Source organism: Planktotalea sp. (genome assembly GCF_018607965.1).
Classification (GTDB): Bacteria; Pseudomonadota; Alphaproteobacteria; order Rhodobacterales; family Rhodobacteraceae; genus Planktotalea.
Map to the genome: position 1 here is coordinate 1 of NZ_JABBAM010000060.1, position 21,728 is coordinate 21,728.

Here is a 21,728-nt window from a genome sequence, read left to right on the forward strand (position 1 = left end):
AATTTTGTTGACTACTGGTTCAATTGTAGGGGATGAGAATGGGTATTCTACAACCGTCCGCAGTTATTCCGATTTAGGTTTCTCTTTTACCTAAAATTCCACCCCAATCTGCGCCTTAACGCCTGATCTAAACGGATGCTTCACCAGCTCCATCTCGGTCACTAGATCAGCGATTTCGATTAGATCATCCTTTGCATTGCGGCCCGTCATCACCACGTGGGTCATCGCTGGTTTCTCTTCCACCAAAAACGTCACCACGTCGTTTACATCGATATAATCATAGCGCAGCGCGATGTTGATCTCGTCCAGCAGCACCATTTTGTTGCTCTCGTCGCGGATCAATTCCTTGGCTTTTTCCCAAGCAGCCTGCGCCATTTCGGTGTCGCGGTCGCGGTCTTGGGTTTCCCATGTGAATCCTTCGCCCATCGTGTGGAACGAACAGATGTCAGAGAACTTGGAGAGGATCAGATCACGTTCGCCCGTGCTCATCCCGCCTTTGATGAACTGCACCACGGCGCATTGCATGTCGTGCGCGATGTGGCGGAAAATCATGCCGAACGCGGCAGAGCTTTTGCCCTTACCCTTGCCCGTGTGAATGATGATCAGACCCTTTTCATCGGTCTTTGTGGCCATGATCTTATCGCGGGCGGCCTTCTTTTTGGCCATCTTCATCGCGTGACGTTCGGAATCGCTCATCTGGAAACCCTTTCTAAAGGAGTATGGAGATAACATAGGGAGTTATCAGCGCGGTGAGAAGGGCGTTCAGCCCCATGCCGATGCCAGAAAACGCGCCTGCGGTTTGGTTCACTTGAAAGGCCCGTGCTGTACCGATGCCATGGGCCGCAACACCCAGCGCAAAGCCGCGCGCGCGCCAGTCGGTGATGCCCATCGCGTTCATCAAAGGCGTGACGGTGATTGCGCCGATGATGCCCGTCAGAATGACGAGCGCAGCCGTTAGGGTTGGCAGGCCGCCGATCTGCTCAGAAATGCCGATTGCCACGGGGGCGGTGGTCGATTTCGGGGCAAGCGACAGAAGTTCTGCACCTGAGACGCCCATGCTTTTGGCGATCAAGAGCGCGGATGCGATGGCGGTGAGTGACCCCGCGAGCAACGCGCCGAACATAGGGATCAGGCTTTTGCGGATATGCGCGCGGTTTTGATAAAGCGGGACAGCCAGCGCGACGGTCGCTGGGCCAAGCAGGAAATGTACGAATTGGGCACCCGTGAAGTAGGTTTGGTAAGGCGTGTCCGTGAGCAAGAGCACGCCGCCAAGCAAGAGCATCGCGATCAAAACGGGGTTGGCGATTGGGGAGCGGTTCGTGGCGCGCGCGATGGCGTCGCTGATCAGATATGCCACCAGCGTTGCGGTCAGCCAGAGGAGGGGTTCAGAGGACAGATAGCTCCAGATTTCGGCGAGGTCTGTTGTTGTGTCGGCTGTGTTCATGGGCGTGAACCCGTCAGGCGGGCAAGGCCTATGAAGGTCCACGCGCCAACGATCAGTGCCGCCCATGTGCTAAAGATCAGCGCGGCGGTTAGGCCAAACCCAGAGGTGGCGATGCGGTCTAGGTGGGTGATGATACCGACGCCAGCGGGGACGAACAGCAGGCTAAGATGGCTAAGAAGACCGCTGGTGGTGGGGGCCATGTCGGTTGCGATTTTGGGACGTGCGATCAGCAGGATTAGCAAGAGGCCCATGCCAAGGACAGGACCGGGAATGGGCAGGCCAAGGCTGCGCACGGTGACTTCGCCGATCAGTTGTGCGCTGAGAAGAATGGCGATGTGCGCGATCATTTGGCGAGTAGTTCTGAGATGCGCGCGCGGGCGGAATTGGATTTAGGGGTCCATAGGCCGCGATCAATCGCTTCTTGGAACCGTTCGGCCATTTCGTGCAGGGCGGAGGGGTTGTGAGCGGCAATAAATTCGCGTGTTTGGTCGTCTTCTAGGAAGGCGGATTCAACCAGATCGAAGTGGTGATTTTTCACAGCACCAGTGGTGGCGGCGAAGGCGAACAAATAATCCACTGTCGCAGCCATTTCGAACGCGCCTTTGTAGCCATGACGTTTGACGCCGTCGATCCATTTGGGGTTCACCACACGGGACCTGACAACGCGGCCAATCTCTTCGTCGAGGGTTCTGATCACGGGACGTTCAGGGCGGGAATGGTCGTTGTGATAGATCGGTCTTTCTTGGCCTTGCAACGTGCTGACGGCTGCCGCTGCACCGCCCTCAAACTGGTAGTAGTCGTCGCTATCAAGCAGGTCGTGTTCGCGGTTGTCTTGGTTTTGTACGATGGCTTCGGTTTGCTTGAGACGGGTCTCGAACCCTGCGCGATCGCGTTTGCCTTCGCTTCCTGCACCGTATGCGTAGCTGCCCCATTCTAGGTAGGCCTCAGCCAGATCGGCCTTGTCGGCCCAGAGGCGTTCGTCGATCATCGCTTGGAGGCCCGCGCCATATGCACCGGGTTTGGAGCCGAAGACGCGGGATGTATTGCCCTCGGATTTCGCACGTGCAGCGGCGGGGTTTTGATCGGCGGATTCATCAAGGGCCATGACGGCTTTTGCGGCGCTATCAACGAGGGAAATGAGCTGCGGGAAGGCATCGCGGAAGAAGCCTGAGATGCGCAGGGTCACGTCGACGCGGGGGCGGCCAAGGATGCCTTCGGGCAGGACTTCGAAACCTGTCACACGGCGGTTGGCGCTATCCCATTTTGGTTTCACACCCATAAGTGCAAGGGCTTGAGCAATGTCGTCGCCGCCCGTGCGCATGTTGGCGGTGCCCCATGCGGTCAGCAGCATGGTGCGGGGCCAGTCGCCGTGGGTTTGCAGGTGTTTTTCGATCAGTAGATTGGCGGATTTCCAACCCAGTGCCCATGCGGTGGGTGTCGGGACAGCGCGGGTATCGACGGAGAAGAAGTTGCGGCCTGTCGGGAGTACGTCGAGGCGTCCGCGCGTGGGTGCGCCTGAGGGGGCGGGGGCAATGAATTTACCGTTTAGTGCTGTGAGCAGACCGTCCATTTCGGCGGGGCCACAAGAGCGCAAGTTGGGCAAGACGGTGGTGTGAAGCGTATTGAGGACACACGCGGCTGCGGTGAAATCTTTGGGGGCTTCTTTCCAAGTGATTGCCTGCATCGCAAGGAGTTCAAGGTGTTCAATGGTGTCGCCATTCGAGCGCCATGTGTCTGTGCTGATGTCCTTTAAAAGCGTGTGGCGCGGGCCTGTGTAGGCGGTTCCCATATCACAATCGAGCGGGTCGATATCGACGCCGCAATCTGAGGCCAATGCGCGGATAAGGGAGGCGTCGCCGTCTTTGCCATCGCCGCGCGGGACGCGGACCAATGCGATGGCGAGGTCGCGTTCTAGGTCACCAACAGGCGAGGAGCCGAAGATGTGCAGGCCATCCCTGATTTGGGCTTCTTTGAGTTCGCACAGGTATGAATCGAGTTTGGCCAAGTCGCCGTCTTCGTCGTTGCCAGTGAGGCCAGCATCTTTGTCGAGGCCAGTAGATGAGGTCATGCTGAGGATCTCGCGGCGCAAGTAGTCGATGCGGCGGGGGTCGATGCCTGCGGCCTCGTAGTATTCATCCACCAGCGTTTCGAGGTCTTTCAGGGGGCCGTAGGTTTCGGCGCGCCCCAAAGGGGGCGTGAGGTGATCGATGATCACTGCTTGCGCGCGGCGCTTGGCTTGGGTGCCCTCGCCGGGGTCGTTGACGATGAAGGGATAGATGTGGGGCGTGGGGCCAAAGACGGCTTCGGGCATGCAGTCTTGGGACAATGCAATCGCTTTGCCGGGGAGCCATTCGAGGTTGCCGTGCTTGCCCATGTGAACAATCGCGTGGGTGCCTTGAACGTGACGCAGCCACATGTAGAACGCAAGATAATTGTGCGGCGGGGCGAGGTCGGGGGAGTGATATGTATCGCTCGGATCAATGTTATAGCCGCGCGCGGGCTGGATACCGACAATGGCGTTGCCGTATTTCAGGATTGAAAGTTTGAAGCCCTCGGGTGTGAGGAAGGGATCCTGTTCAGGAGCGCCCCAGCGGGTTGTGATTTTTTCGCGCACATCGAAAGGGAGGGCATCAAAGTGCTGTTTGTAGGTGTCCAGTGGCAGCGTCTCGCCACCCGTTTTGTCAGCACGGTCTGTCAGCCAGTTGGTGGGACCTGCCATGATTTGCGCCATCAGTGCGTCGCTGTCGTGCGGCGCGTTTACGACTGTGTAACCTGATTTTTGGAGTTCATGCAGCGCATTGACCGTTGCGGCGGGTGTATCAAGGCCAACACCGTTGGCGAGGCGGCCATCTTTGTTTGGATAGTTTGCAAGAACCAAAGAAACTTGGCGATTTTCAGTGGAAACAGCACGTAATTTGGCCCAATTGGCGGCAAGTTTCGCGGCGAAACCGATTCGATCTCCTTGGGCGCGGTAGGTTGCGATGGGGCATTCTGTGGCCTCGTCGAAGTATGCTTCGCCTTTAAAGGAGATCGCTCTGGAAAGGATTCGTCCATCTACTTCTGGTAGGGCGACGTTCATCGCGATGTCGCGGCCCGATAGACCAGTCAGGCCGGATGCCCATGTTTCCTCGGTTGAGCCGGCCAGCACAGTTTGGAAAATGGGCGCGTCATTGGCGGCGGGCATTGTCAGTGGGTTGATTGGGCTGTTGTCGCCCGTGTGGGGCGAGCCGACTGCAAAGGATGTGCAATTCAGGATGACGGAGGGCTGCGCGGCCGTGAAAACCTGTTCCAGCGTGGCGACACTGACGGGGTCTTTGAGGGAAGCCACGAAGAGGGGGAGTGGGTTTAGGCCTTCGCTTAGCAGGGCTTTGGTCAGGCGATTGATGGGGTGCAGGCCTGCGCCTTGGACCAATGCGCGGTAGAAGATGATGGGGACGACGGGGGCGTCTTTTGTCCAACCCTTTTGGGCGGCGGATAGGCCAGAAATGCCAGCACCGGGCCAGTACACGCCTGCACGTAAAAGAGGTGCGGCAGAGCTGGGTTTGTCGGACCCGTCGAGCATGGATTTGGCGTAACGCAGCAGGTTTTGTGCATTGTCTGGACCGCCCTCGACACAGTAGGCCCAAAGCGCGTCGTAATCTTCGTCGTTGATGGTGCTGAGACGGCGGAGTTCTTCGTCGGGTTTGTCGTCGCCCGGAAGAAGGGCGAGGGGGACACCCGCGTCGTGCAAGCGCGCTGCATATTGTTCGGCCCCGTATTTCCAATAGCCAACACCGCCTAGAACGCGCGCAATCACGAGTTTGGATTTAGAGGCGCACTCGTCGATATGCAGATCGACTGACATGGGGTGTATCAAGTGCATCATGCTGGCAAGGCGCAGCGTCGGTGGGGTATCGATTTGGGACCGCGCATCCGAGAGCGCGGCGAGTTCCGTGTCGGCAGCCGAAATGATCACCACATCCGCAGGGGTTTGCCCTAAATCAACGGGTTCTTTACCATCGTCGATAGAACCGGGTGTGGCGGCGAGCAAGTGCATGGGACAAACCTATCAGTTGTACGTAGCGCGCGCATGGTGCATTGCGGGGCCAGCTAAGAGGAACATCAGATGAATAGTAACAAACCTGACACGTCGAATTTCGGCAATAGCACGTATAACAAGCATGACGACCATAAAGGCCACGCCCCACGTCGCGCGCGCGGTAAAACGCGTTTGACCAAGGAAGAGATGCTTGAGCAGATGAAAAAGAACGCGGCTGAAAAGGCTGACAAAGCGTAAGGTCACGGGGTTGCTTCCGTTAAATCTTTTTCCATGAACAGACTTTCGGGGATGTCTTTGTAATCTCCGAAGGGCGCGCAGAATGTGAAGCTGTGGCGTTCATAGAGGCGATGGGCGGCATGAAGTGTGTCGCCTGTTTCGAGCCTGAGCTTGGGCAGGTTGTGTTCGCGTGCAGTGTCTTCTATCTGGCGCAAAAGGGCGGCAGCGACACCTTTGCCGCGCGCTGCCTCTAAGGTGAACATCGATTTCACTTCGCCGTATCCATCTTTGATCGCGAGCGCGCCTGTGCCGAGCATGTCTTGGCCCTCACGCGCGGCGAACAGGTGGATGTTGTCTGCTTCTAACGCGTCCAAATCCAAGAAATGACAAGACTCTGGCGAGAAGAGCGAGAACATGAGCGCGTGGCTTAGCTCTAGCAAGTCTTGCGTGCCGTTTGCGCGCGGAGTGGTGGGTTCGACGACGATCATCAGACTTTGAGTGCGGCTTCGATAGCCATGCGATCAAGACCGGTTTGACCGATCACCACAAGGCGTGTGATGCGTGGGTCAGTGCCGAAGGGTTTGTCGAAATATGTGTCCACGCGGGGACCGACGGCCTGAAGCGTGAGGCGCATTGGTTTGCCTTCCACCGCTGCAAACCCTTTGAGACGCAGAATGTCGTGGGCGCGGATGATATCTGCGACCTGTTCAGCGAAGGCGGCGGCATCTTTGATTTCGCCGCGATTGACGACGAAGCTTTCAAAGGCGTCGTGGTCATGTTCCTGGTGGTGATGGTGCTCTTCTGCGTGGTCGTCGTCGTGATGATCATCTGCGTGCTCATCATCGTGGTGATGGTGGTGATGCACTTCGTGGCGCGAGGCCATGTCGTCCTCTGCGCTATTGCCTTGGCCAAGCAGCACGTCCACGGGCAATGCGCCCATTGTAGATTTGACGACTTGCACACCGTCGCGGGAGTCTGATTTGAGTTTGGCGACCAGTGCGTCGGCCTCTGCTGTGCCAAGGAGGTCGGATTTGTTGACGACGATCATATCTGCGCAGGCGATCTGGTCTTCGAACAATTCGGGCAACGGCGTTTCGTGATCTAGGTTTTCGTCGAGCGCGCACTGGGCATCAACGGCGGCGACGTTGTGGGCAAAACGGCCCTCTGTCACGGCTTTGCCATCTACAACCGTGACGACGCCATCGACAGTGACTTGCGTTGAAATTTCTGGCCAGTTGAACGCGCGGATCAGGGGTTGGGGCAGGGCCAAGCCAGAGGTTTCGATCACGATGTGATCAGGGCGATTTTCGCGCGCCAGCAGTTTTTCCATGGTTGGAACGAAGTCATCCGCAACGGTGCAGCAGATGCAGCCGTTTGAAAGCTCCATGATATCGTCTTCGGTGCAGGTTTCATCGCCGCATCCTTTTAGGATATCGCCGTCCACACCAAGATCGCCGAATTCGTTGATGATCAGCGCAATGCGCTTGCCCTCGGCATTTTGTAGCACGTGACGGATCAGCGTGGTCTTGCCCGCGCCTAGAAAACCAGTGATGACAGTGGCAGGAATTTTAGCAGGCATAAGAGGGCTCCGATTGGGCGAAGATTTGCGAGATGAGACCCGCGTTATCATTTGTGACACATGTGCCGCTGTTGGTGACGTTCCGCAAGGGGAGGCGTTTGCGCAAGCGTTGCGCGGGCGTGTGGGCAGCAGTGTTCGTGTTGAAACGACGTCTTGCATGAACCAGTGCGACAGGCCTGTTTCGTTGGCGCTGCGCGAAGCAGGGAAGGACGTGTATCTGTTCCATTCGGTCGATCCTGCGCGGGATCTGGAGGATGCGGTGGCATTGATCGCGCTCTATGCACAGGCCGAGGGCGGCACCATTGAGGATGCGCGCCCTGCGGGACGTTTGCGTCATTGTCTGACGGGACGTGTTCCGCGTTAAGGCGCTACGCGTCATCTGCTCGCGTCCAGAACCATGCGCATAAGAAACCCAAGCTGGACCACCCTGCGAGGGCTGTTCCGAAGCTAAGCGCTGCAAAACGAGCGGAAAGTTCAGGTGGCGCTACGCCGAAATAGGTATCCAAATAGGGCGCGCCAATGATGTGAGGGGCGAGCATCAAAGGGATGCTAAGAAGTGCGATCCGACCTTTGCCGAAAGCGATCAAGGCCAGTGCTACGGCTGTTGCGATGATCGTCATGGCCCACCATGCTTGGCGTGGGCCGACTTCAGACCCTATTGCGCCGGGAAGAACGGGCGGTTGGCCGATGCCGGGGGCGAGTTGCACCGCGACAAAACCAGCGACGCCCCAGATCAGACCTGTGCGCGGCGTGAGCGTATGACCTTTGTCGTTTGCAAAGATCATCAGCGCCAGCAGGATAAGACCGTAGCCCGTATATGTGATCATGTTGAACGCGATGGTCATGCCATGGCGCGTGAAATCAGTCCCAATGCTGGGCTGCATGCGGTCGGACTGGGTAGACCCGTCCGTCGCAAAATGAATGCGTGCGCCGGTCTCATACAATTCGCCCTCCATCAAATGAGGGATCACGAATGTAAACTGCAACAGAGCGGCAATCAGCCCTGCAGCAACGCCAGCGAGCACCGCGCTGGTCAGCAAATTTTTTGTCATTGGCTTAAATAAGCGCTGCCGTTAGTGGCAGGGAAATGCCATCGCGTGACGCTGGTCGTGCGCGGCGTCATGCAGAACAGTCGCTTGGGCCATGCCAGATGCCACGAGCAGGAAAACACCTGCAAGAACGGCGATCGCAAGGCCAAGAGCGGATGACGTGTCGTCGCGTGCGATGGAAGCTGTTTTAGTCGTCATAGTCATTCTCCTAAGAACCGTCACACCCGACGGCCGGTTTGGTTTCACGTATGCAAGGCTGGTCTCCTGGCTCGTGGGTCGGTGCGCTTTGGCGTCTTCCCAACCCCGAAGGATCAGTGACATCTACCAGAGCGCTCGCCACTTACAGTCGCGGGGGCGGCTGCGGCTTAGGGTTCCTGATTGGATCACCCCTTCCACATTCCCATTTTACCCAACGACGCTTTGCGCCGCGTGATGGGTACCATGCATGACAGCCAGATGGCCCTGAATCACCCAACAGGTCAAGGCCGATTGCGACATCAAATGCGGGCTAAGCGAAGTGGGCTTTCTCGCGCGTTGCCTGCAAAACGCGCAATATCTTGTGGATAAGTCGCCTGTTGGGCCCTTGTGAGGGTCGCTCGCGTTGACAGGGTTCGTATGGCTGACCAAAGTCTGCCTTCAAGGAATCACTTAAAAGAGACGCTTACGTGCGCTTTTCCAAACTTAAATTGCAGGGCTTTAAAAGTTTCGTGGATCCCACGGACCTTATTATTGCGGATGGTTTGACAGGTGTTGTGGGGCCGAATGGGTGTGGCAAGTCTAATCTGCTGGAAGCGCTGCGTTGGGTGATGGGTGAAAACCGTCCCACCGCGATGCGCGGCGGTGGCATGGAAGATGTGATTTTTGCGGGTGCTGCCACGCGACCTGCGCGCAACTTTGCCGAAGTCAGTTTGCAGATTGATAACACCGACCGTCTTGCGCCTGCGGGGTTCAATGACCTTGATACGTTGGATGTCATCCGCCGCATCACGCGCGACGTGGGCAGTGCTTACAAGACCAATGGCAAAGACGTGCGTGCGCGTGATGTGCAAATGCTATTTGCGGATGCTTCAACTGGATCGCATTCGCCAGCTCTTGTGCGTCAGGGTCAGATTGCGGAATTGATCAACGCCAAGCCGAAGAACCGTCGCCGGATCTTGGAAGAGGCGGCTGGTATTTCGGGGCTGTATCAACGTCGCCACGAAGCCGAATTGAAGCTGAAGGGTGCTGAGACGAACCTTGCGCGTGTGGATGATGTGGTTGAACAGCTTGCCACGCAACTGGCCCAGCTTGCGCGCCAAGCCCGTCAAGCGGCGCGGTATCGCGCGATTGGGGATGAATTGCGCCAAGCCGAGGGCATGCTGTTGTATCGCCGCTGGCGTGAAGCGGATGATGCGCGCCTTGCAGCAGAGGAAGAGTTGCGTGAGCGTACGACAGCGACTGCCCAAACAGAGGCTGCTGCGCGTCAATTGGCCAAGATGCGGGTTGAATTCGAAGGATTTCTGCCGCCCTTACGCGAAGAAGAGGCGATTGCGGCGGCTGTCTTGCAGCGTTTGCAAGTGCAACGCGATACGCTGAATGACGAAGAAAGCCGTGCGTTGCAAACGATTGAGACGTTGAAGAACCGCATTATCCAGCTTGATAAAGATATGGAGCGCGAAGGGTCGTTGAACCGCGATGCGGGCGAAACGATTGAGCGGCTTGAGTGGGAAGCGCGCGAATTGGCGAAGGCCTCAACGGGCCATGAGGATCGTTTGGAAGCGGCGGCAGAAGAAGCGCGCAGTGCGGCGGCGATTTTGCAAGATCGCGAGGTGGATTTGTCAGAGCGCACGGAAGATGTCGCGCGTTTGGCGGCGCGTCATCAATCTGCGTACCGCGTTTTGACGGACAGTCGAAAGTTGCTGGAGCGCAGTGAAGGGGATGCGGTGCGCGCGCGCGATGCGGTTGAGGCGTCCCGCGTGGCTTTGATCCAGTCCGAAACGGATATGGCAACGGCGGCGGGTAAAGAGACGGCTGCGATTGCAACGGCAGAACGCGCGGACGCTGCTTTGGAAGCGGCCGAAGGAATGCGCACCGAAACGCAAGCGTTAGAAGCGGATGCGCGCGCAGAGCGGTCTGAGGCCGAGGGCGAAGCGAATGCGTTGCGCGCTGAGGTGACGGCACTGGCTAAGTTGCTGCAGCGCGATACGGCGGAAGGTGGTCAGATTTTGGACCGCTTGCAGGTTGAGCAGGGTTTTGAGAAGGCGCTGGGCGCGGCATTGGCGGATGATTTACGCGCGCCTGAAGTTGAGAATGACGGGCCATCGGGCTGGCGCATTTTGCCAAGCTACGCAGATCGCCAACCTTTGCCAGAGGGCGTGACATCCTTGGCGCGTCACTTGTCTGTGCCAGATGTTCTAGAGCGCCGTGCCAGTCAAATTGGTTTGGTCGATGCCGATGATGGGCAACGTTTGCAGGCCGCGTTGAAGCCGGGTCAGCGTTTGGTGTCGCTTGAGGGTGATTTGTGGCGCTGGGATGGGTATCGCGCGTGGGCTGAAGATGCGCCGTCTGCGGCGGCCTTGCGTTTGGAACAGTTGAACCGTCTTGAGGTTCTAAAGCAGGAAAATGAGCGCGCGGGATCGCTTGTTGAGGCGGCGCAGCGCGCGCATGAAGCGTTGACGACGCGTCTGTCAGATTTGACGCGCGCGGACCGTGATGCGCGCGAGGCGCGCAAAGAAGCGGACCGTTTGGTGAATGATGCGGCGCGTGCCTTGAGCCGTGCAGAGGCGGATCGCAATCTGGCGGAAGGTAAACTGGAGAGCCTTGGGTTGGCCGTGACGCGCCACGAAGAGGATGCTTTGGCGGCGCGCACGCAAGTGGTGGACGGCGAGCGTGCGGTTGCGGAACTGGGCGATCTGGAAGAAGCGCGCGCAGGTGTTGAAGATGTAAAGATGGCTGTGGAAGCGTCGCGCATTACGATGATGTCGCGCCGGTCCAACCACGATGAATTGCGCCGTGAAGGCGATGCGCGTCTGCGACGTTCGCAGGAAGTTACGAAAGAGGTGAGCGGCTGGCGTCACCGTTTGGAAACAGCGGAAAAGCGGATCGCGGAATTGGCAGAACGCAAGACGACGTCCGAGGTTGATCTTGGGGATGCGAGTGCGGCACCTGCCGAGATTGCGGCCAAGCGCGAAGAATTGACGGAAGCGATTTCGACATCCGAAGCGCGGCGCAATGCGGCAAGTGATGCGCTGGCCGAGGGTGAAACGTCTTTGCGCGACGCGGTCCAAGCGGAACGTGACGCAGAGCGGGCCGCGTCGGAGGCACGCGAGGCGCGCGCGCGCTCTGAGGCGCGATCAGATGGCGCGCGTGAGATGGTCACTGCGGCGGCAGAGCGGATCACGGAAGAGATGGAAACGACACCAGAGGCTTTGTTAGATCTGCTGGATGTCGACGTGGACAAGATGCCAGAGGCGGGCGCGGCGGAAGCGGATGTGAACCGCTTGAAACGCCAGCGCGATGCTTTGGGCGCGGTGAACCTGCGCGCGGAAGAAGATTCCATCGAAGTGCAGGTTGAGCATGACACGCTGGTTACTGAAAAGGCCGATCTGGAAGAAGCGATCAAGACGTTGCGTGGCGGCATTGCAGGTTTGAATAAAGAAGGTCGCGAGCGGCTTTTGACGGCGTTCGAGCAAGTAAACAGCAATTTTGCGTTGCTGTTTACGCATTTGTTTGGCGGCGGTGAGGCGAATTTGGTTCTGGTCGAGAGCGATGATCCTTTGGAGGCCGGTTTGGAGATTATGTGCCAACCCCCCGGAAAGAAGTTGTCGACGCTTTCGTTGTTGTCAGGTGGAGAACAGACGTTGACGGCGATGGCGCTGATTTTTGCGGTCTTCTTGGCGAACCCCGCGCCGATCTGTGTTTTGGACGAGGTGGACGCGCCTTTGGATGATGCCAACGTCACGCGGTTCTGTGATCTGCTTGATGAGATGTGTCGCCGCACGGACACTCGATTCTTGATTATTACGCACCACGCAGTGACCATGGCGCGTATGGATCGTTTGTTCGGGGTGACCATGGCCGAGCAAGGTGTGAGCCAATTGGTGTCGGTGGATTTGAAGAACGCGAAGACATTGGTTGCGTGATCGGTTGGGGGCCAGCCCCCGTCTCAGGCAAGCTGAGACTCCCCCGAAGTTTATTTTGAAAGATGAAGGGTTAAGTGAGGAGGTATTGCAGCGTGTAGAGCGTTGCGATGCCGCCTAGAATTGATCCGACGACGTTTTTCCAGATCAGACCCAACGCGAGAGTGACGATGGCGGCGCATATGCGCGGGGCGTCGTAATTGCCGCCTGTTGCAGCGGGCCAAAGGACAGCGGGTGCGATGATCGCGGGGAGAATTCCAACGGCTGTGTAGCGCAAGTGGCGCATGAGCCAATCAGGGAGTTGGCGATCACCGACGAGGCCCGTGAAGGCGAACCGCAGTGCGAAGCTGCCGACGCCGAGGCATATGATTATAATCCAGAGTTCGGTTCTATCGATCATGTGGGTGCCTCGGTTTTTGCCTGCGTTGCGGCTTCGACGCTGGCGCCGACCATCATGCCGCCAACCCCTGCCATCAGGATGCCGAGGTTATAGGGCACGCTGAAAAACATGAGTGATAGGAAGGCCGCAGTAAGGGCCGCGCTAACGTGGGCGCGTGTGCGCAGGGCTGGGGCGATGATCGCAAGGAACGTGATTGGGACGGCGAAATCGAGTGCGAATGAGGCGGGGATTGCTTCGCCGATGAGCGCACCTACGAGTGTGAAGACCCACCAGAGCGGGCACACAGGCGTGACGGTGCCGAAGAAATAGGCGATTTTTTCTTGGACCGTCATGTCGGGTGTATTTTCGAATTTTGTGATCGAAATTGCGTAGCTTTGATCGACCGTGAAATAGGCCGCAACCGCGCGCTGCCAAAGGGGAGCGCCGCCAATGTGAGGTGTGAGGGATGCAGAATACATCGCCATGCGCAGGTTCACCGCCAACGCGGATGCGAGCACGACCAAGGTTGGCGCGTCTTCGCCCATGAGTTGGAGTGCGGTGAATTGCGCGGCCCCCGCGATGACGACAACTGAGAAGGACAGGGTTTCAAAAACGCTAAGGCCAGCCTCTGTTGCGAGGACGCCGAAGAGCATGGAAAAGGGGATGATCACCAAAATAAAGGGTGCACCGTCGCGAATGCCCTGACGATAGGCCGATTTGACGCTGGAGGATGCCATGGGCTGCCTTTACATTACTATGATCAGATGCAGCTATCGCGAGACACGCGCCTTTGCAATCTGAGCGACGATTAATCGAGGGAAACGCCACGTGACAGGGTATATTATTGCACCAGATATGAGCCGTGTTGGGCTGACGCGGCGGGTGGTTGGTGTGGATTATACGGGCGCTGAGGTGACTCAAGAGGTGGTCGAAGAACGCCCTTTGACGATCTATTTGAACAGTCAGGAAATCGTGACGGCGATGACAATTGGGGACTATCCCGAATACCTTGCGCTGGGCTTTCTGCGCAATCAAGGGATGCTGGAGGGTGCCGGTTCAGTCACGCGGATCGATTATGATGAAGAGTTGGGCGTTGTTGTTGTGCGCACGGATCATGCGACCAATCACGAAGAAAAGCTGAAGAAGAAAACGCGCACGTCTGGTTGTGCGGTTGGGACCGTGTTCGGGGATATGATGGAGGGTCTTGAGGGGCTGATCTTGCCACGCGCAGAGCTGCGCACGAGTTGGCTGTATGCATTGGCGGCAAAGATTAACACGACGCCTTCATTGTACCTGAGTGCAGGTGCGATCCATGGGACGGTGCTATGTCAGGGGGATCAGCCATTGGTTTATATGGAGGACGTTGGGCGTCATAATGCAGTCGACAAAATTTCAGGTTGGATGATGCAGAATGACGCGAGCGCTGCGGATAAGATCCTATATACCACGGGGCGTTTGACGTCTGAAATGGTTATCAAATGCGCGCATATGGGGATCCCTGTATTGGCGTCGCGTTCTGGCTTTACCGCGTGGGGTGTGGAGATTGCACAGCAGGTTGGGTTGACCCTGATCGGGCGTTTGCGCGGGAAGCGGTTTCAATGTGTTGCGGGCGCGGATCGTATCACGTGGGACGCTGATTTAAGCGCGATCAAGGATGAGCCGAAGCGGTCGGGTCGAAAGGGTGGCGCGTGACGTTTGGTGCAGAATTCTGGGAGGTTCCGGTATGAGTGAGGCTGAAAACAACAATCTGGATTTCAATTTTAAGCTAGATCCGAAGAGTGCGTTTGAGGGCATGACGCTTGCGGGGAAGCGGGTTTTTCAAGGGCCGGGCAAGGTTGGCCTTTATGCGATGTTTGCGGTTCAAGCGATTGTTGCGCCGCTTGGGTTTATTGGAATCTATATGGTTGGCGTGTTGTTGATATTGGGCAAACTGCCAGACAGTCAGATTTGGATGTTTGCCGCTGCCCTGATGGGCGGCGCGTTCGGAATGTTTGTTAATCAAGTGGTGTATCATCGTATGGCGCGCATGGTGTGCGAGTCCGAGTTTGGCGGCGGTGGACGCATGTGGTTTGATGAAACGGGTGTGCAACTGGAAATGAAGGCAAGTCATTGGCGCACGGGATGGCAGGATGTCGAAGAGGTTCTGATCGGCAAGCGCAGTCTTAGCATTGCGGTGTCGGGTATCGTTTTGACCTTGCCGCTAAGTGCGTTTGTGGATCGGGTTGATATGCAGGTCGTCTATGAACAAATCGTGGAATTGTTTGAGCAGGGAAAGAGCGCATGAAGCAACCTTTGGGCGTGATCCTTGCAGGTGGGCAAGCGCGGCGTATGGGCGGTGGCGATAAGGGTCGTTTGGTGCTGGGTGGGCAGAGTTTGCTGGCGCATGTCGTCGAACGCTTAGAGCCGCAAGTTGCGGGTTTAGCGCTGAATGCGAATGGGGATGCGGGGCGGTTTGATGACCTTGGCTTGCCTGTTCTGAGTGATAGTATTGATGGGTTTGTTGGGCCTTTGGCGGGTGTTCTGGCAGGGTTGGATTGGGCCGCATCGCAAGGCGCAGACGCGATTGTAACGGCGGCTGCTGACACGCCGTTTTTTCCCTGTGATCTGGTGCCGCGTTTGATGATGGAAGCTGTTGGCATGGACGCGCCTTTGGTGCTTGCCGCGACGCCAGACACGCAGCGTGGGCGTAACCGCCATCCCACGTTTGGGCTGTGGCCCGTTGCCTTGCGCGATGATCTGCGGACCGCTTTGAACGGTGGTTTGCGCAAGGTTGTGATGTGGAGTGATCAACATGGTGGGCGCGAAGCGATGTTTCCGAACTCGCCGTTCGATCCGTTTTTCAATGTGAACACGCCTGAAGATTTGGCGCGTGTCGAGGGATTGCTATGAATATTTACGGTGTCGTTGGCTGGAAGAATGCGGGTAAGACGGGTTTGATGGAACGCTTGGTTGAAGAGATCAGTGCGCGCGGGTTTTCGGTGTCTACGGTCAAACATGCACACCATAGTTTTGACGTGGATCACCCCGGAAAAGACAGCTATCGCCACCGTGCTGCAGGTGCGCGCGAGGTGTTATTGGCCTCGCGCAATCGCTTTGCGTTGATGCATGAACTTGAGGGCGAAGACGAGCCGAGCTTGGACGACTTGCTCACAAAGCTTGCGCCGGTCGATCTGATCTTGGTCGAGGGGTACAAGCGCGACAAACATCCGAAGATTGAAGCGCATCGTAGTGAGACGGGCAACGCGCTGATTGCGGATGACACGGTGCACGCGTTTGCGTCTGATTGTGCGCTGGAGGTGGATCGGCCTGTGTTTGATCTGAATGCGACGGGCGAGATTGCGGATTTTATTCTGCGCGATGTTGGATTGGCGGAGCGTGCGGTATGAGCAAATTAGAAGCGCCCAAATTGTCCAATGATTGCTTTGCCTTGCCTGCTGGTGTCGATTGGACGCCGGTCGATGCAGCACTTGCGATGCTGCGCGACAGGCTGGCACCTGTTGCGGGAACACGTGTTTGCAAGGTTGGTGATGCAGTTGGCTTAATCTTGGCGCGGGACGTTATTGCGATGCGCTCTAACCCGCCAGAGCCGAATACGGCAGTTGACGGGTATGGCTTTGCACACGTGGCTTTGATGGGTGACGGACCCTATGAATTGCCGCTTGCGCAGGGGCGTGCTGCTGCGGGTTTGCGGTTTGAGGCGCGTGTTGCGACGCGGAATGCGCTGCGTATTTTGACGGGTGCTGCGTTGCCAGACGGTGTCGATACGGTTGTCTTGGAAGAAGATGTGCGCACGGATGGTGCGCGGATCGCGTTTAATGGGCCGATCAAGGCGGGCAGCAACACGAGGCGTGCGGGCGAGGATGTTGTTGCGGGTGATGTCATTTTGCGTGCTGGGCGGCGATTGACCCCTGCGGACGCGGCACTTTTGAGTGCGGTTGGTGTTGCTGAGGTACACGTGTTTGAAGCCTTGCGCGTTGGTGTTTTGTCGACGGGCGATGAATTGGTTGAGGCAGGGGATGACGCTGTGGCGGGTCAAATTTATGATGCGAACCGCCCTATGTTGCTGGCCCAATTGCGCGCTTGGGGGATGGAGGCGATTGATCTTGGGCGCGCGCCTGATGAACGTGATGTTTTGCAGAATATGTTAGATGCGGGTGCTAAAAAGTGCGATGCGATCCTGACGTCGGGTGGTGCATCTGCTGGGGACGAGGATCATATGTCTGCGCTTTTGAACGAGACGGGATCGCTGGCGATGTGGCGCATTGCTTTGAAGCCGGGGCGCCCTTTGGCGTTGGGCATGTGGGCGGGCGTTCCGATTTTTGGATTGCCTGGAAATCCTGTTGCCGCGCTGGTCTGTACGCTGATTTTCGCGCGACCCGCTTTGAATTTATTGTCCGGTGCAGGCTGGACAGAGCCGCAAGGATTTATGGTTCCTGCAGGATTTGCAAAGCATAAGAAGGCAGGACGGCGCGAATACTTGCGCGCGCGCCTGCTAGACGGTCAGGTTGACGTGTTCAAGTCTGAAGGGTCAGGGCGGATTAGTGGGTTAAGCTGGGCCGAGGGGCTGGTGGAATTGCCCGACGGTGCGCTTGAGATCACGCATGGAACGTCCGTTAAATATATCCCATTTGGCTTGTTCTAAACCCTAGTCGAACGTGCCTGAGATGCGGCCTAAAAGCATGAACGCGCGCGCTGTGCGCGTACCGGATAGAGTGGCGATTTCGGCATCTGATGCGATTTCTTCGAATTCAGAAAAGCTTTTGTCGAAACGGCGCAAGAAGTGATGTGCGGCGTCGCGAAAAATCGTGTCTTGCTTCATGCGTGCCGCAGATAATGCGAGGGATGATCGATCACGAATGCCGCCAAGAGCCGCGATTGCGCGACCGCGTTCGCCCGCCGCAAAGCTGCGCCAGATTTCAGGGCGCGCGGCGTCCGGGCGAAGGTCGTCCATGTAAATGCCATCTTGGCTGAGCAATGTCAGCACGTCCTGTGCCGCTTGGATCAATTGTGCGGCTTTGCGATCTTTGAGCGCGAGGCGTAGCGCATCAAAACCTGTTTTGTCGTCAGCGTCCTCTGGGAAATTGAGCGCACGAATGAAATCTTCGCGTTCGAGCGGTGGCTCTAACTCGGCGGCTTGCGTGCCAAGCGCGAGGCTGGGTTGTTCGTTTGAACCAACGGCTGTGGGTTCGGCGGGCGCGGATTTGCGCACGGGGGCTGTGTCGCGCTTGGTTGAAAGGGTCGCCAAGGTTGTTTCAGTCTTGCGCTGTGCTGCGGCGATTTCATCGAGCTTGCGGTTCACAGAAGGTTCGGCGGCCATGTCGCGGCCCTGACTTTGGGCGACGTAGGCTTGGCGAATGCCGTCAATTGCGGCCTGCAAACGCTGGCTTTCTTCGCGCATCACGCGGCTGGAACGCGCAGCCGTTGCCGCGACCCAGATCATGGCGACGGGCATGAAGATGGCAAGCATCGTCATCAAGAAGCGCAGTCCACCAGTGCCATCAGGTGCTGCCTCTGTCGGGAGCGTAATAAAGAATATCGCAGCACTGAGCAGCCACAAAGCGCTGAGCGCAATGGCAATGATTTCAATCCCCGTGATCGAGGACTTTCTAGGGCGATCATAGATGCCCAATGGTGTTGATTTTCCGTCAGAGCCGTCAGCCATGCTCACTTCTTTCGCTCTAGTCAGTAATGTTTTAGATATATTCGACTTTTAAAACTTCGTAGGATTTAGTGCCACCGGGGGTGCGTACTTCGACAGTATCACCTTCGTCCTTGCCAATCAAAGCGCGTGCGATAGGGGATTTGATATTCAACATACCGCCCTCAATATTGGCTTCGTGTTCACCAACGATCTGCCACGTCTTTTCGTCATCGGTGTCTTCGTCAACCAATGTGATCGTCGCGCCGAATTTGATTGGACCTTTTAGGGTCGCAGGATCGATCACGGTGGCCAAGGACAAGATGCCCTCAAGTAGTTTAACACGGCCCTCAATGAAGCTGTGTTTTTCGCGCGCAGAATGGTATTCGGCGTTTTCGGACAAATCGCCATGCTCGCGGGCTTCTGCGATTGCTGCGATGATATTGGGACGTTCCACGGTCTTGAGCAATTTCAGCTCAACTTCTACCGCTGTGTGCCCCGATTTGGTCATCGGTATCTTTTCCATGGCCGGCCCTCGTTAACTTTGGACTGTCTCGCGACAGAAAAACGCCGGACTGGCCGGCGCGGTGGAACGTTACGTTTTCGAGCCTGAGATTGCCCTGAGCAGGGGGGCAAATGCAAGCGGTGATGCGCATATCCGCGCATTCGGTAAAAGAGTTTGGTTTTTGTGCCAATTTGCGCCGATTTACGTGTCGTTGCAATTGACCATGTGTTGCGGGCCTTGCTACGCCAATGTGAAGGATTTTCAATTTCGGGAGAGGAGCCGCTATGTCTGATATGACACGTGAGGCAATGGACTATGACGTTGTAATCGTCGGCGCGGGCCCCGCTGGCCTGTCGGCTGCAATCCGTCTTAAGCAATTGAACGCCGATCTGGAGGTTGTCGTTCTGGAAAAGGGCTCCGAAGTGGGCGCGCATATTCTGTCGGGCGCAGTGCTTGATCCATCGGGTTTGGATCGCTTGATGCCCGATTGGAAAGAAAAAGGGGCGCCGTTGAATGTGCCTGTGAAGGAAGACAACTTTTATATGTTGGGTGAGGCGGGCCAAATCCGTATCCCTAATTTCATTTTACCGCCTTTGATGAACAACCACGGCAACTACATCGTTTCCATGGGCAACGTGTGTCGCTGGATGGCGGAGCAGGCCGAGGGTTTGGGCGTTGAAATTTTCCCCGGCATGGCGTGTTCTGAGCTGATCTACGGCGAGAACGGCGAACTTAAGGGCGTTGTTGCGGGTGAATTTGGCAAGAATGCGGACGGCACGCCAAGCGACGGCTATGAGCCTGGTATGGTTTTGAACGGTAAGTACGTGTTCCTGTCTGAGGGTGTACGCGGATCGCTGAGCAAAGAAGTGATCCAGAAGTTCGATCTGGATTCCTGCTCTGACGTGACCAAGTTCGGTCTGGGGATGAAGGAAATCTGGGAAGTTGATCCAGAAAAGCACAATGAGGGCGAAGTTACGCACACATTGGGTTGGCCATTAGGGTTCAAGAACGGCGGCGGGTCGTTCATTTACCACCTCGATAACAACCAAGTGTATGTTGGCTACATCATCGACCTGAACTACAAGAATCCCTACATGTTCCCCTACATGGAATTCCAACGTTTCAAGCATCACCCGAAAGTTGCGGAACTGCTGAAGGGCGGTAAGCGGATTTCTTATGGTGCGCGCGCTGTGACCAAGGGTGGTTTCCAGTCCATTCCAGAGGTCGCCTTCCCCGGTGGTGCGCTGCTTGGATGTTCGGCGGGTCTTGTGAACCTGCCGCGCATTAAGGGCAACCATAACGCGATGCATTCGGGCATTGAGGCGGCTGAGGCGGCGTTCAAGGCGATTGATGCGGGTCGTTCTGGCGATACTTTGGACGACTATACTGCGTCCTTGAAAGACGGCGTCGTGGGCAAGGATTTGAAAACTGTTCGTAATGTTGCGCCTTTGAACGCGCGCTTTGGTCCTTTGGGTGGCATGGCGTTTGGTGGCTTTGACATGTGGTTCCAGTCGATCTTTAAGTTCTCTTTGTTTGGCACGTTAAAGCACGGTAAATCTGATGCGGCGTCCACGGAAGAAGCGAGCAAGCACAAGCCTACCGATTATCCTAAGCCTGATGGCACGCTAAGCTTTGATCGTCTGACGAACGTGGCGTTCAGCTTTACCAACCACGAGGAAAGCCAGCCGGCGCATTTGCAGCTGACCGATCCGTCAATTCCGATGGCTGTGAACATGCCGACCTATGCAGAGCCTGCGCAGCGCTATTGCCCAGCGGGTGTTTACGAAGTGGTGGACGAGAAGTTTGTGATCAACTTCCAGAACTGCGTGCATTGCAAGACCTGCGACATCAAAGACCCAAGCCAGAATATCACGTGGGTCACACCGCAAGGTGGTGACGGACCAAACTATCCGAACATGTAAATTTGATTATATGACGCGATAGGGGGGCAGGCTTAGGTCTGCCCTTTTTCGTTGAGCATCGCTTTGACAGTGCCTTTGTAACTGCTGCTTACGGGCAGAGTGCGCCCATCACTTAGAAGGAGTTCGTGGCGGCGTGCGACCTTGGTCAGACTTTCCGCGTGCGAACGTGCGGCCCAATGGGATCGGTGCGTTTGTACACCAGGCTTACCATCCAGAAGATCTATCGCATCGCTGAGACGCATCAATAGCATGTCATTGCCAAGGGTCGTTGTGATTTCTACATAATGATCTTGCATGGACATTGAGATGATCTGGCCCTCGCGCAGTCGTGCTGGAAGGCGCATCCGTAGTCGAGACGTTTTGTAGGATTGGAGAAGTGGGTTTGTTGTTGCTGCTTGGGGGGCAGCGCCAGGCGGCGTTAGGCTGGAGGGAGGTGTACTAAGGGAGGTGGACGGGGTTTTAAACCGAGACCAGATGAGAATTTCCATTCCTGAAATTAGGATCGCCATGATTGTTACTTTTAGCCAAAGGACAGGAAAACCCATGCCATCTAGGTGTTCTGGCCGAAACACTCTGTTCAGTGCGATCATGAAGGATGCACCCGGGATGCTTCCGATGCCGGATCCAATTACAAGCTGAAAAAAAAGCGGGATACGTGACAGCCATGCGCTTTGGAGTGCCGTCAAAATACAAACTTCAATGAAAAAGCCAACGGCACTAGTACCAACTGTCCAGAATGCGACGCGGTCCCAAAGTTCTAAATCCTGGCCTGTTTCGAAGGGGCCTAGAAAGACGCACACAAAAATTGCGAGTGCGTAAACAACGATCCTTCGATCCGG

22 protein-coding genes and 1 riboswitch are annotated in these 21,728 nt (G+C 56.7%); of the genes, 9 read left to right on the forward strand and 13 right to left on the reverse strand.

The window, feature by feature from the left end:
- Positions 1 to 90: 90 nt before the first annotated feature.
- Genes cobO through cobN form a run of 4 tightly spaced genes read right to left on the reverse strand, consistent with a single transcriptional unit; the run spans position 91 to position 5,480 of the window.
- A complete protein-coding gene (gene cobO, locus QZ279_RS05530; RefSeq protein ID WP_293449045.1) occupies positions 91 to 696 on the reverse strand; it encodes a cob(I)yrinic acid a,c-diamide adenosyltransferase in 606 nt (201 codons plus the stop codon).
- A 13-nt stretch (positions 697 to 709) separates the two neighbouring features.
- On the reverse strand, positions 710 to 1,444 hold the full coding sequence (locus tag QZ279_RS05535; protein ID WP_293449048.1) for an LrgB family protein: 735 nt from the start codon (positions 1,442 to 1,444) through the stop codon (positions 710 to 712).
- Entirely contained in the window at positions 1,441 to 1,791 is a 351-nt protein-coding gene (locus tag QZ279_RS05540; protein ID WP_293449051.1) for a CidA/LrgA family protein, read from the reverse strand. Before QZ279_RS05540 ends, QZ279_RS05535 begins: the two co-directional genes overlap by 4 nt.
- Positions 1,788 to 5,480 (reverse strand): cobaltochelatase subunit CobN, encoded by a 3,693-nt coding sequence (cobN, locus tag QZ279_RS05545; protein WP_293449054.1) that lies wholly within the window; start codon positions 5,478 to 5,480, stop codon positions 1,788 to 1,790. Before cobN ends, QZ279_RS05540 begins: the two co-directional genes overlap by 4 nt.
- 69 nt (positions 5,481 to 5,549) lie before the next feature.
- On the opposite strand from cobN, the gene QZ279_RS05550 reads away from it, so the two are divergent.
- Positions 5,550 to 5,720: a hypothetical protein gene (locus tag QZ279_RS05550; RefSeq protein ID WP_293449056.1), complete on the forward strand. Its 171-nt coding sequence runs from the start codon at positions 5,550 to 5,552 to the stop codon at positions 5,718 to 5,720.
- A gap of 2 nt (positions 5,721 to 5,722) precedes the next feature.
- Here the strand turns inward: QZ279_RS05550 and QZ279_RS05555 are convergent, their stop codons facing one another.
- Both QZ279_RS05555 and cobW read right to left on the reverse strand, forming a co-directional pair.
- Positions 5,723 to 6,187: a GNAT family N-acetyltransferase gene (locus tag QZ279_RS05555; RefSeq protein ID WP_293449058.1), complete on the reverse strand. Its 465-nt coding sequence runs from the start codon at positions 6,185 to 6,187 to the stop codon at positions 5,723 to 5,725.
- A complete protein-coding gene (gene cobW / locus QZ279_RS05560; RefSeq protein ID WP_293449061.1) occupies positions 6,187 to 7,278 on the reverse strand; it encodes a cobalamin biosynthesis protein CobW in 1,092 nt (363 codons plus the stop codon). Before cobW ends, QZ279_RS05555 begins: the two co-directional genes overlap by 1 nt.
- Positions 7,279 to 7,303: 25 nt before the next feature.
- Between cobW and QZ279_RS05565 the strand changes: the two genes are divergently transcribed.
- Positions 7,304 to 7,642 (forward strand): DUF1636 family protein, encoded by a 339-nt coding sequence (locus QZ279_RS05565; protein WP_293449064.1) that lies wholly within the window; start codon positions 7,304 to 7,306, stop codon positions 7,640 to 7,642.
- Between the two features lie 4 nt (positions 7,643 to 7,646).
- Here QZ279_RS05565 and QZ279_RS05570 read toward each other — a convergent pair whose 3' ends face one another.
- Complete coding sequence (locus QZ279_RS05570; protein WP_293449067.1) at positions 7,647 to 8,330, reverse strand: CbtA family protein; 684 nt, start codon at positions 8,328 to 8,330, stop codon at positions 7,647 to 7,649.
- A 21-nt stretch (positions 8,331 to 8,351) separates the two neighbouring features.
- Positions 8,352 to 8,525 (reverse strand): CbtB domain-containing protein, encoded by a 174-nt coding sequence (locus QZ279_RS05575; protein ID WP_293449070.1) that lies wholly within the window; start codon positions 8,523 to 8,525, stop codon positions 8,352 to 8,354.
- Positions 8,526 to 8,563: 38 nt separating this feature from the next.
- Positions 8,564 to 8,786, reverse strand: a riboswitch (cobalamin riboswitch).
- Positions 8,787 to 8,992: 206 nt separating this feature from the next.
- On the opposite strand from QZ279_RS05575, the gene smc reads away from it, so the two are divergent.
- Positions 8,993 to 12,448, forward strand: a complete 3,456-nt coding sequence (gene smc, locus QZ279_RS05580; RefSeq protein ID WP_293449073.1) for a chromosome segregation protein SMC — start codon at positions 8,993 to 8,995, stop codon at positions 12,446 to 12,448.
- A 70-nt stretch (positions 12,449 to 12,518) separates the two neighbouring features.
- Here the strand turns inward: smc and QZ279_RS05585 are convergent, their stop codons facing one another.
- The gene (locus QZ279_RS05585) at positions 12,519 to 12,845 is read right to left on the reverse strand and encodes an AzlD domain-containing protein (RefSeq protein WP_293449075.1); all 327 of its coding nucleotides are present in this window, start codon (positions 12,843 to 12,845) and stop codon (positions 12,519 to 12,521) included.
- Positions 12,842 to 13,561: an AzlC family ABC transporter permease gene (locus QZ279_RS05590; RefSeq protein WP_293449077.1), complete on the reverse strand. Its 720-nt coding sequence runs from the start codon at positions 13,559 to 13,561 to the stop codon at positions 12,842 to 12,844. The genes QZ279_RS05585 and QZ279_RS05590 overlap by 4 nt, the downstream gene beginning before the upstream one ends.
- 118 nt (positions 13,562 to 13,679) lie before the next feature.
- On the opposite strand from QZ279_RS05590, the gene fdhD reads away from it, so the two are divergent.
- Genes fdhD through glp form a run of 5 tightly spaced genes read left to right on the forward strand, consistent with a single transcriptional unit; the run spans position 13,680 to position 17,466 of the window.
- Positions 13,680 to 14,516 carry a formate dehydrogenase accessory sulfurtransferase FdhD gene (gene fdhD, locus QZ279_RS05595; protein WP_293449097.1) on the forward strand — a complete coding sequence of 279 codons (837 nt, stop codon included), beginning with the start codon at positions 13,680 to 13,682 and terminating at the stop codon, positions 14,514 to 14,516.
- A 31-nt stretch (positions 14,517 to 14,547) separates the two neighbouring features.
- Positions 14,548 to 15,108: a hypothetical protein gene (locus QZ279_RS05600; protein ID WP_293449080.1), complete on the forward strand. Its 561-nt coding sequence runs from the start codon at positions 14,548 to 14,550 to the stop codon at positions 15,106 to 15,108.
- A complete protein-coding gene (gene mobA, locus QZ279_RS05605) occupies positions 15,105 to 15,713 on the forward strand; it encodes a molybdenum cofactor guanylyltransferase MobA (protein ID WP_293449082.1) in 609 nt (202 codons plus the stop codon). Before QZ279_RS05600 ends, mobA begins: the two co-directional genes overlap by 4 nt.
- Complete coding sequence (gene mobB, locus QZ279_RS05610; protein ID WP_293449084.1) at positions 15,710 to 16,210, forward strand: molybdopterin-guanine dinucleotide biosynthesis protein B; 501 nt, start codon at positions 15,710 to 15,712, stop codon at positions 16,208 to 16,210. The genes mobA and mobB overlap by 4 nt, the downstream gene beginning before the upstream one ends.
- Positions 16,207 to 17,466 carry a gephyrin-like molybdotransferase Glp gene (gene glp / locus QZ279_RS05615; protein WP_293449087.1) on the forward strand — a complete coding sequence of 420 codons (1,260 nt, stop codon included), beginning with the start codon at positions 16,207 to 16,209 and terminating at the stop codon, positions 17,464 to 17,466. Before mobB ends, glp begins: the two co-directional genes overlap by 4 nt.
- Before the next feature lie 3 nt (positions 17,467 to 17,469).
- Here the strand turns inward: glp and QZ279_RS05620 are convergent, their stop codons facing one another.
- Together QZ279_RS05620 and greA are read right to left on the reverse strand one after the other, a co-directional pair.
- Positions 17,470 to 18,486 (reverse strand): hypothetical protein, encoded by a 1,017-nt coding sequence (locus QZ279_RS05620; RefSeq protein ID WP_293449090.1) that lies wholly within the window; start codon positions 18,484 to 18,486, stop codon positions 17,470 to 17,472.
- 31 nt (positions 18,487 to 18,517) lie between these two features.
- Positions 18,518 to 18,988 (reverse strand): transcription elongation factor GreA, encoded by a 471-nt coding sequence (gene greA / locus QZ279_RS05625; protein ID WP_293449092.1) that lies wholly within the window; start codon positions 18,986 to 18,988, stop codon positions 18,518 to 18,520.
- A gap of 263 nt (positions 18,989 to 19,251) precedes the next feature.
- On the opposite strand from greA, the gene QZ279_RS05630 reads away from it, so the two are divergent.
- Positions 19,252 to 20,889, forward strand: coding sequence for an electron transfer flavoprotein-ubiquinone oxidoreductase (locus QZ279_RS05630; RefSeq protein ID WP_293449094.1), 1,638 nt, complete (start codon positions 19,252 to 19,254; stop codon positions 20,887 to 20,889).
- A gap of 32 nt (positions 20,890 to 20,921) precedes the next feature.
- Here QZ279_RS05630 and QZ279_RS05635 read toward each other — a convergent pair.
- Positions 20,922 to 21,728, reverse strand: an 807-nt coding sequence (locus tag QZ279_RS05635) for a LytTR family DNA-binding domain-containing protein (RefSeq protein WP_293449096.1), incomplete at its 5' end; no start/stop codon positions are given.

Excerpts from the sequence above, each read along its gene's own strand:
- cobO (WP_293449045.1), bottom strand. The coding sequence starts at position 696 with ATGAGCGATTCCGAACGTCACGCGATGAAGATGGCCAAAAAGAAGGCC.
- QZ279_RS05535 (WP_293449048.1), bottom strand. The coding sequence starts at position 1,444 with ATGAACACAGCCGACACAACAACAGACCTCGCCGAAATCTGGAGCTAT.
- QZ279_RS05540 (WP_293449051.1), bottom strand. The coding sequence starts at position 1,791 with ATGATCGCGCACATCGCCATTCTTCTCAGCGCACAACTGATCGGCGAA.
- cobN (WP_293449054.1), bottom strand. The coding sequence starts at position 5,480 with ATGCACTTGCTCGCCGCCACACCCGGTTCTATCGACGATGGTAAAGAA.
- QZ279_RS05550 (WP_293449056.1), top strand. The coding sequence starts at position 5,550 with ATGAATAGTAACAAACCTGACACGTCGAATTTCGGCAATAGCACGTAT.
- QZ279_RS05555 (WP_293449058.1), bottom strand. The coding sequence starts at position 6,187 with ATGATCGTCGTCGAACCCACCACTCCGCGCGCAAACGGCACGCAAGAC.
- cobW (WP_293449061.1), bottom strand. The coding sequence starts at position 7,278 with ATGCCTGCTAAAATTCCTGCCACTGTCATCACTGGTTTTCTAGGCGCG.
- QZ279_RS05570 (WP_293449067.1), bottom strand. The coding sequence starts at position 8,330 with ATGACAAAAAATTTGCTGACCAGCGCGGTGCTCGCTGGCGTTGCTGCA.
- QZ279_RS05575 (WP_293449070.1), bottom strand. The coding sequence starts at position 8,525 with ATGACGACTAAAACAGCTTCCATCGCACGCGACGACACGTCATCCGCT.
- QZ279_RS05585 (WP_293449075.1), bottom strand. The coding sequence starts at position 12,845 with ATGATCGATAGAACCGAACTCTGGATTATAATCATATGCCTCGGCGTC.
- QZ279_RS05590 (WP_293449077.1), bottom strand. The coding sequence starts at position 13,561 with ATGGCATCCTCCAGCGTCAAATCGGCCTATCGTCAGGGCATTCGCGAC.
- fdhD (WP_293449097.1), top strand. The coding sequence starts at position 13,680 with ATGAGCCGTGTTGGGCTGACGCGGCGGGTGGTTGGTGTGGATTATACG.
- QZ279_RS05600 (WP_293449080.1), top strand. The coding sequence starts at position 14,548 with ATGAGTGAGGCTGAAAACAACAATCTGGATTTCAATTTTAAGCTAGAT.
- mobA (WP_293449082.1), top strand. The coding sequence starts at position 15,105 with ATGAAGCAACCTTTGGGCGTGATCCTTGCAGGTGGGCAAGCGCGGCGT.
- mobB (WP_293449084.1), top strand. The coding sequence starts at position 15,710 with ATGAATATTTACGGTGTCGTTGGCTGGAAGAATGCGGGTAAGACGGGT.
- glp (WP_293449087.1), top strand. The coding sequence starts at position 16,207 with ATGAGCAAATTAGAAGCGCCCAAATTGTCCAATGATTGCTTTGCCTTG.
- QZ279_RS05620 (WP_293449090.1), bottom strand. The coding sequence starts at position 18,486 with ATGGCTGACGGCTCTGACGGAAAATCAACACCATTGGGCATCTATGAT.
- greA (WP_293449092.1), bottom strand. The coding sequence starts at position 18,988 with ATGGAAAAGATACCGATGACCAAATCGGGGCACACAGCGGTAGAAGTT.
- QZ279_RS05630 (WP_293449094.1), top strand. The coding sequence starts at position 19,252 with ATGTCTGATATGACACGTGAGGCAATGGACTATGACGTTGTAATCGTC.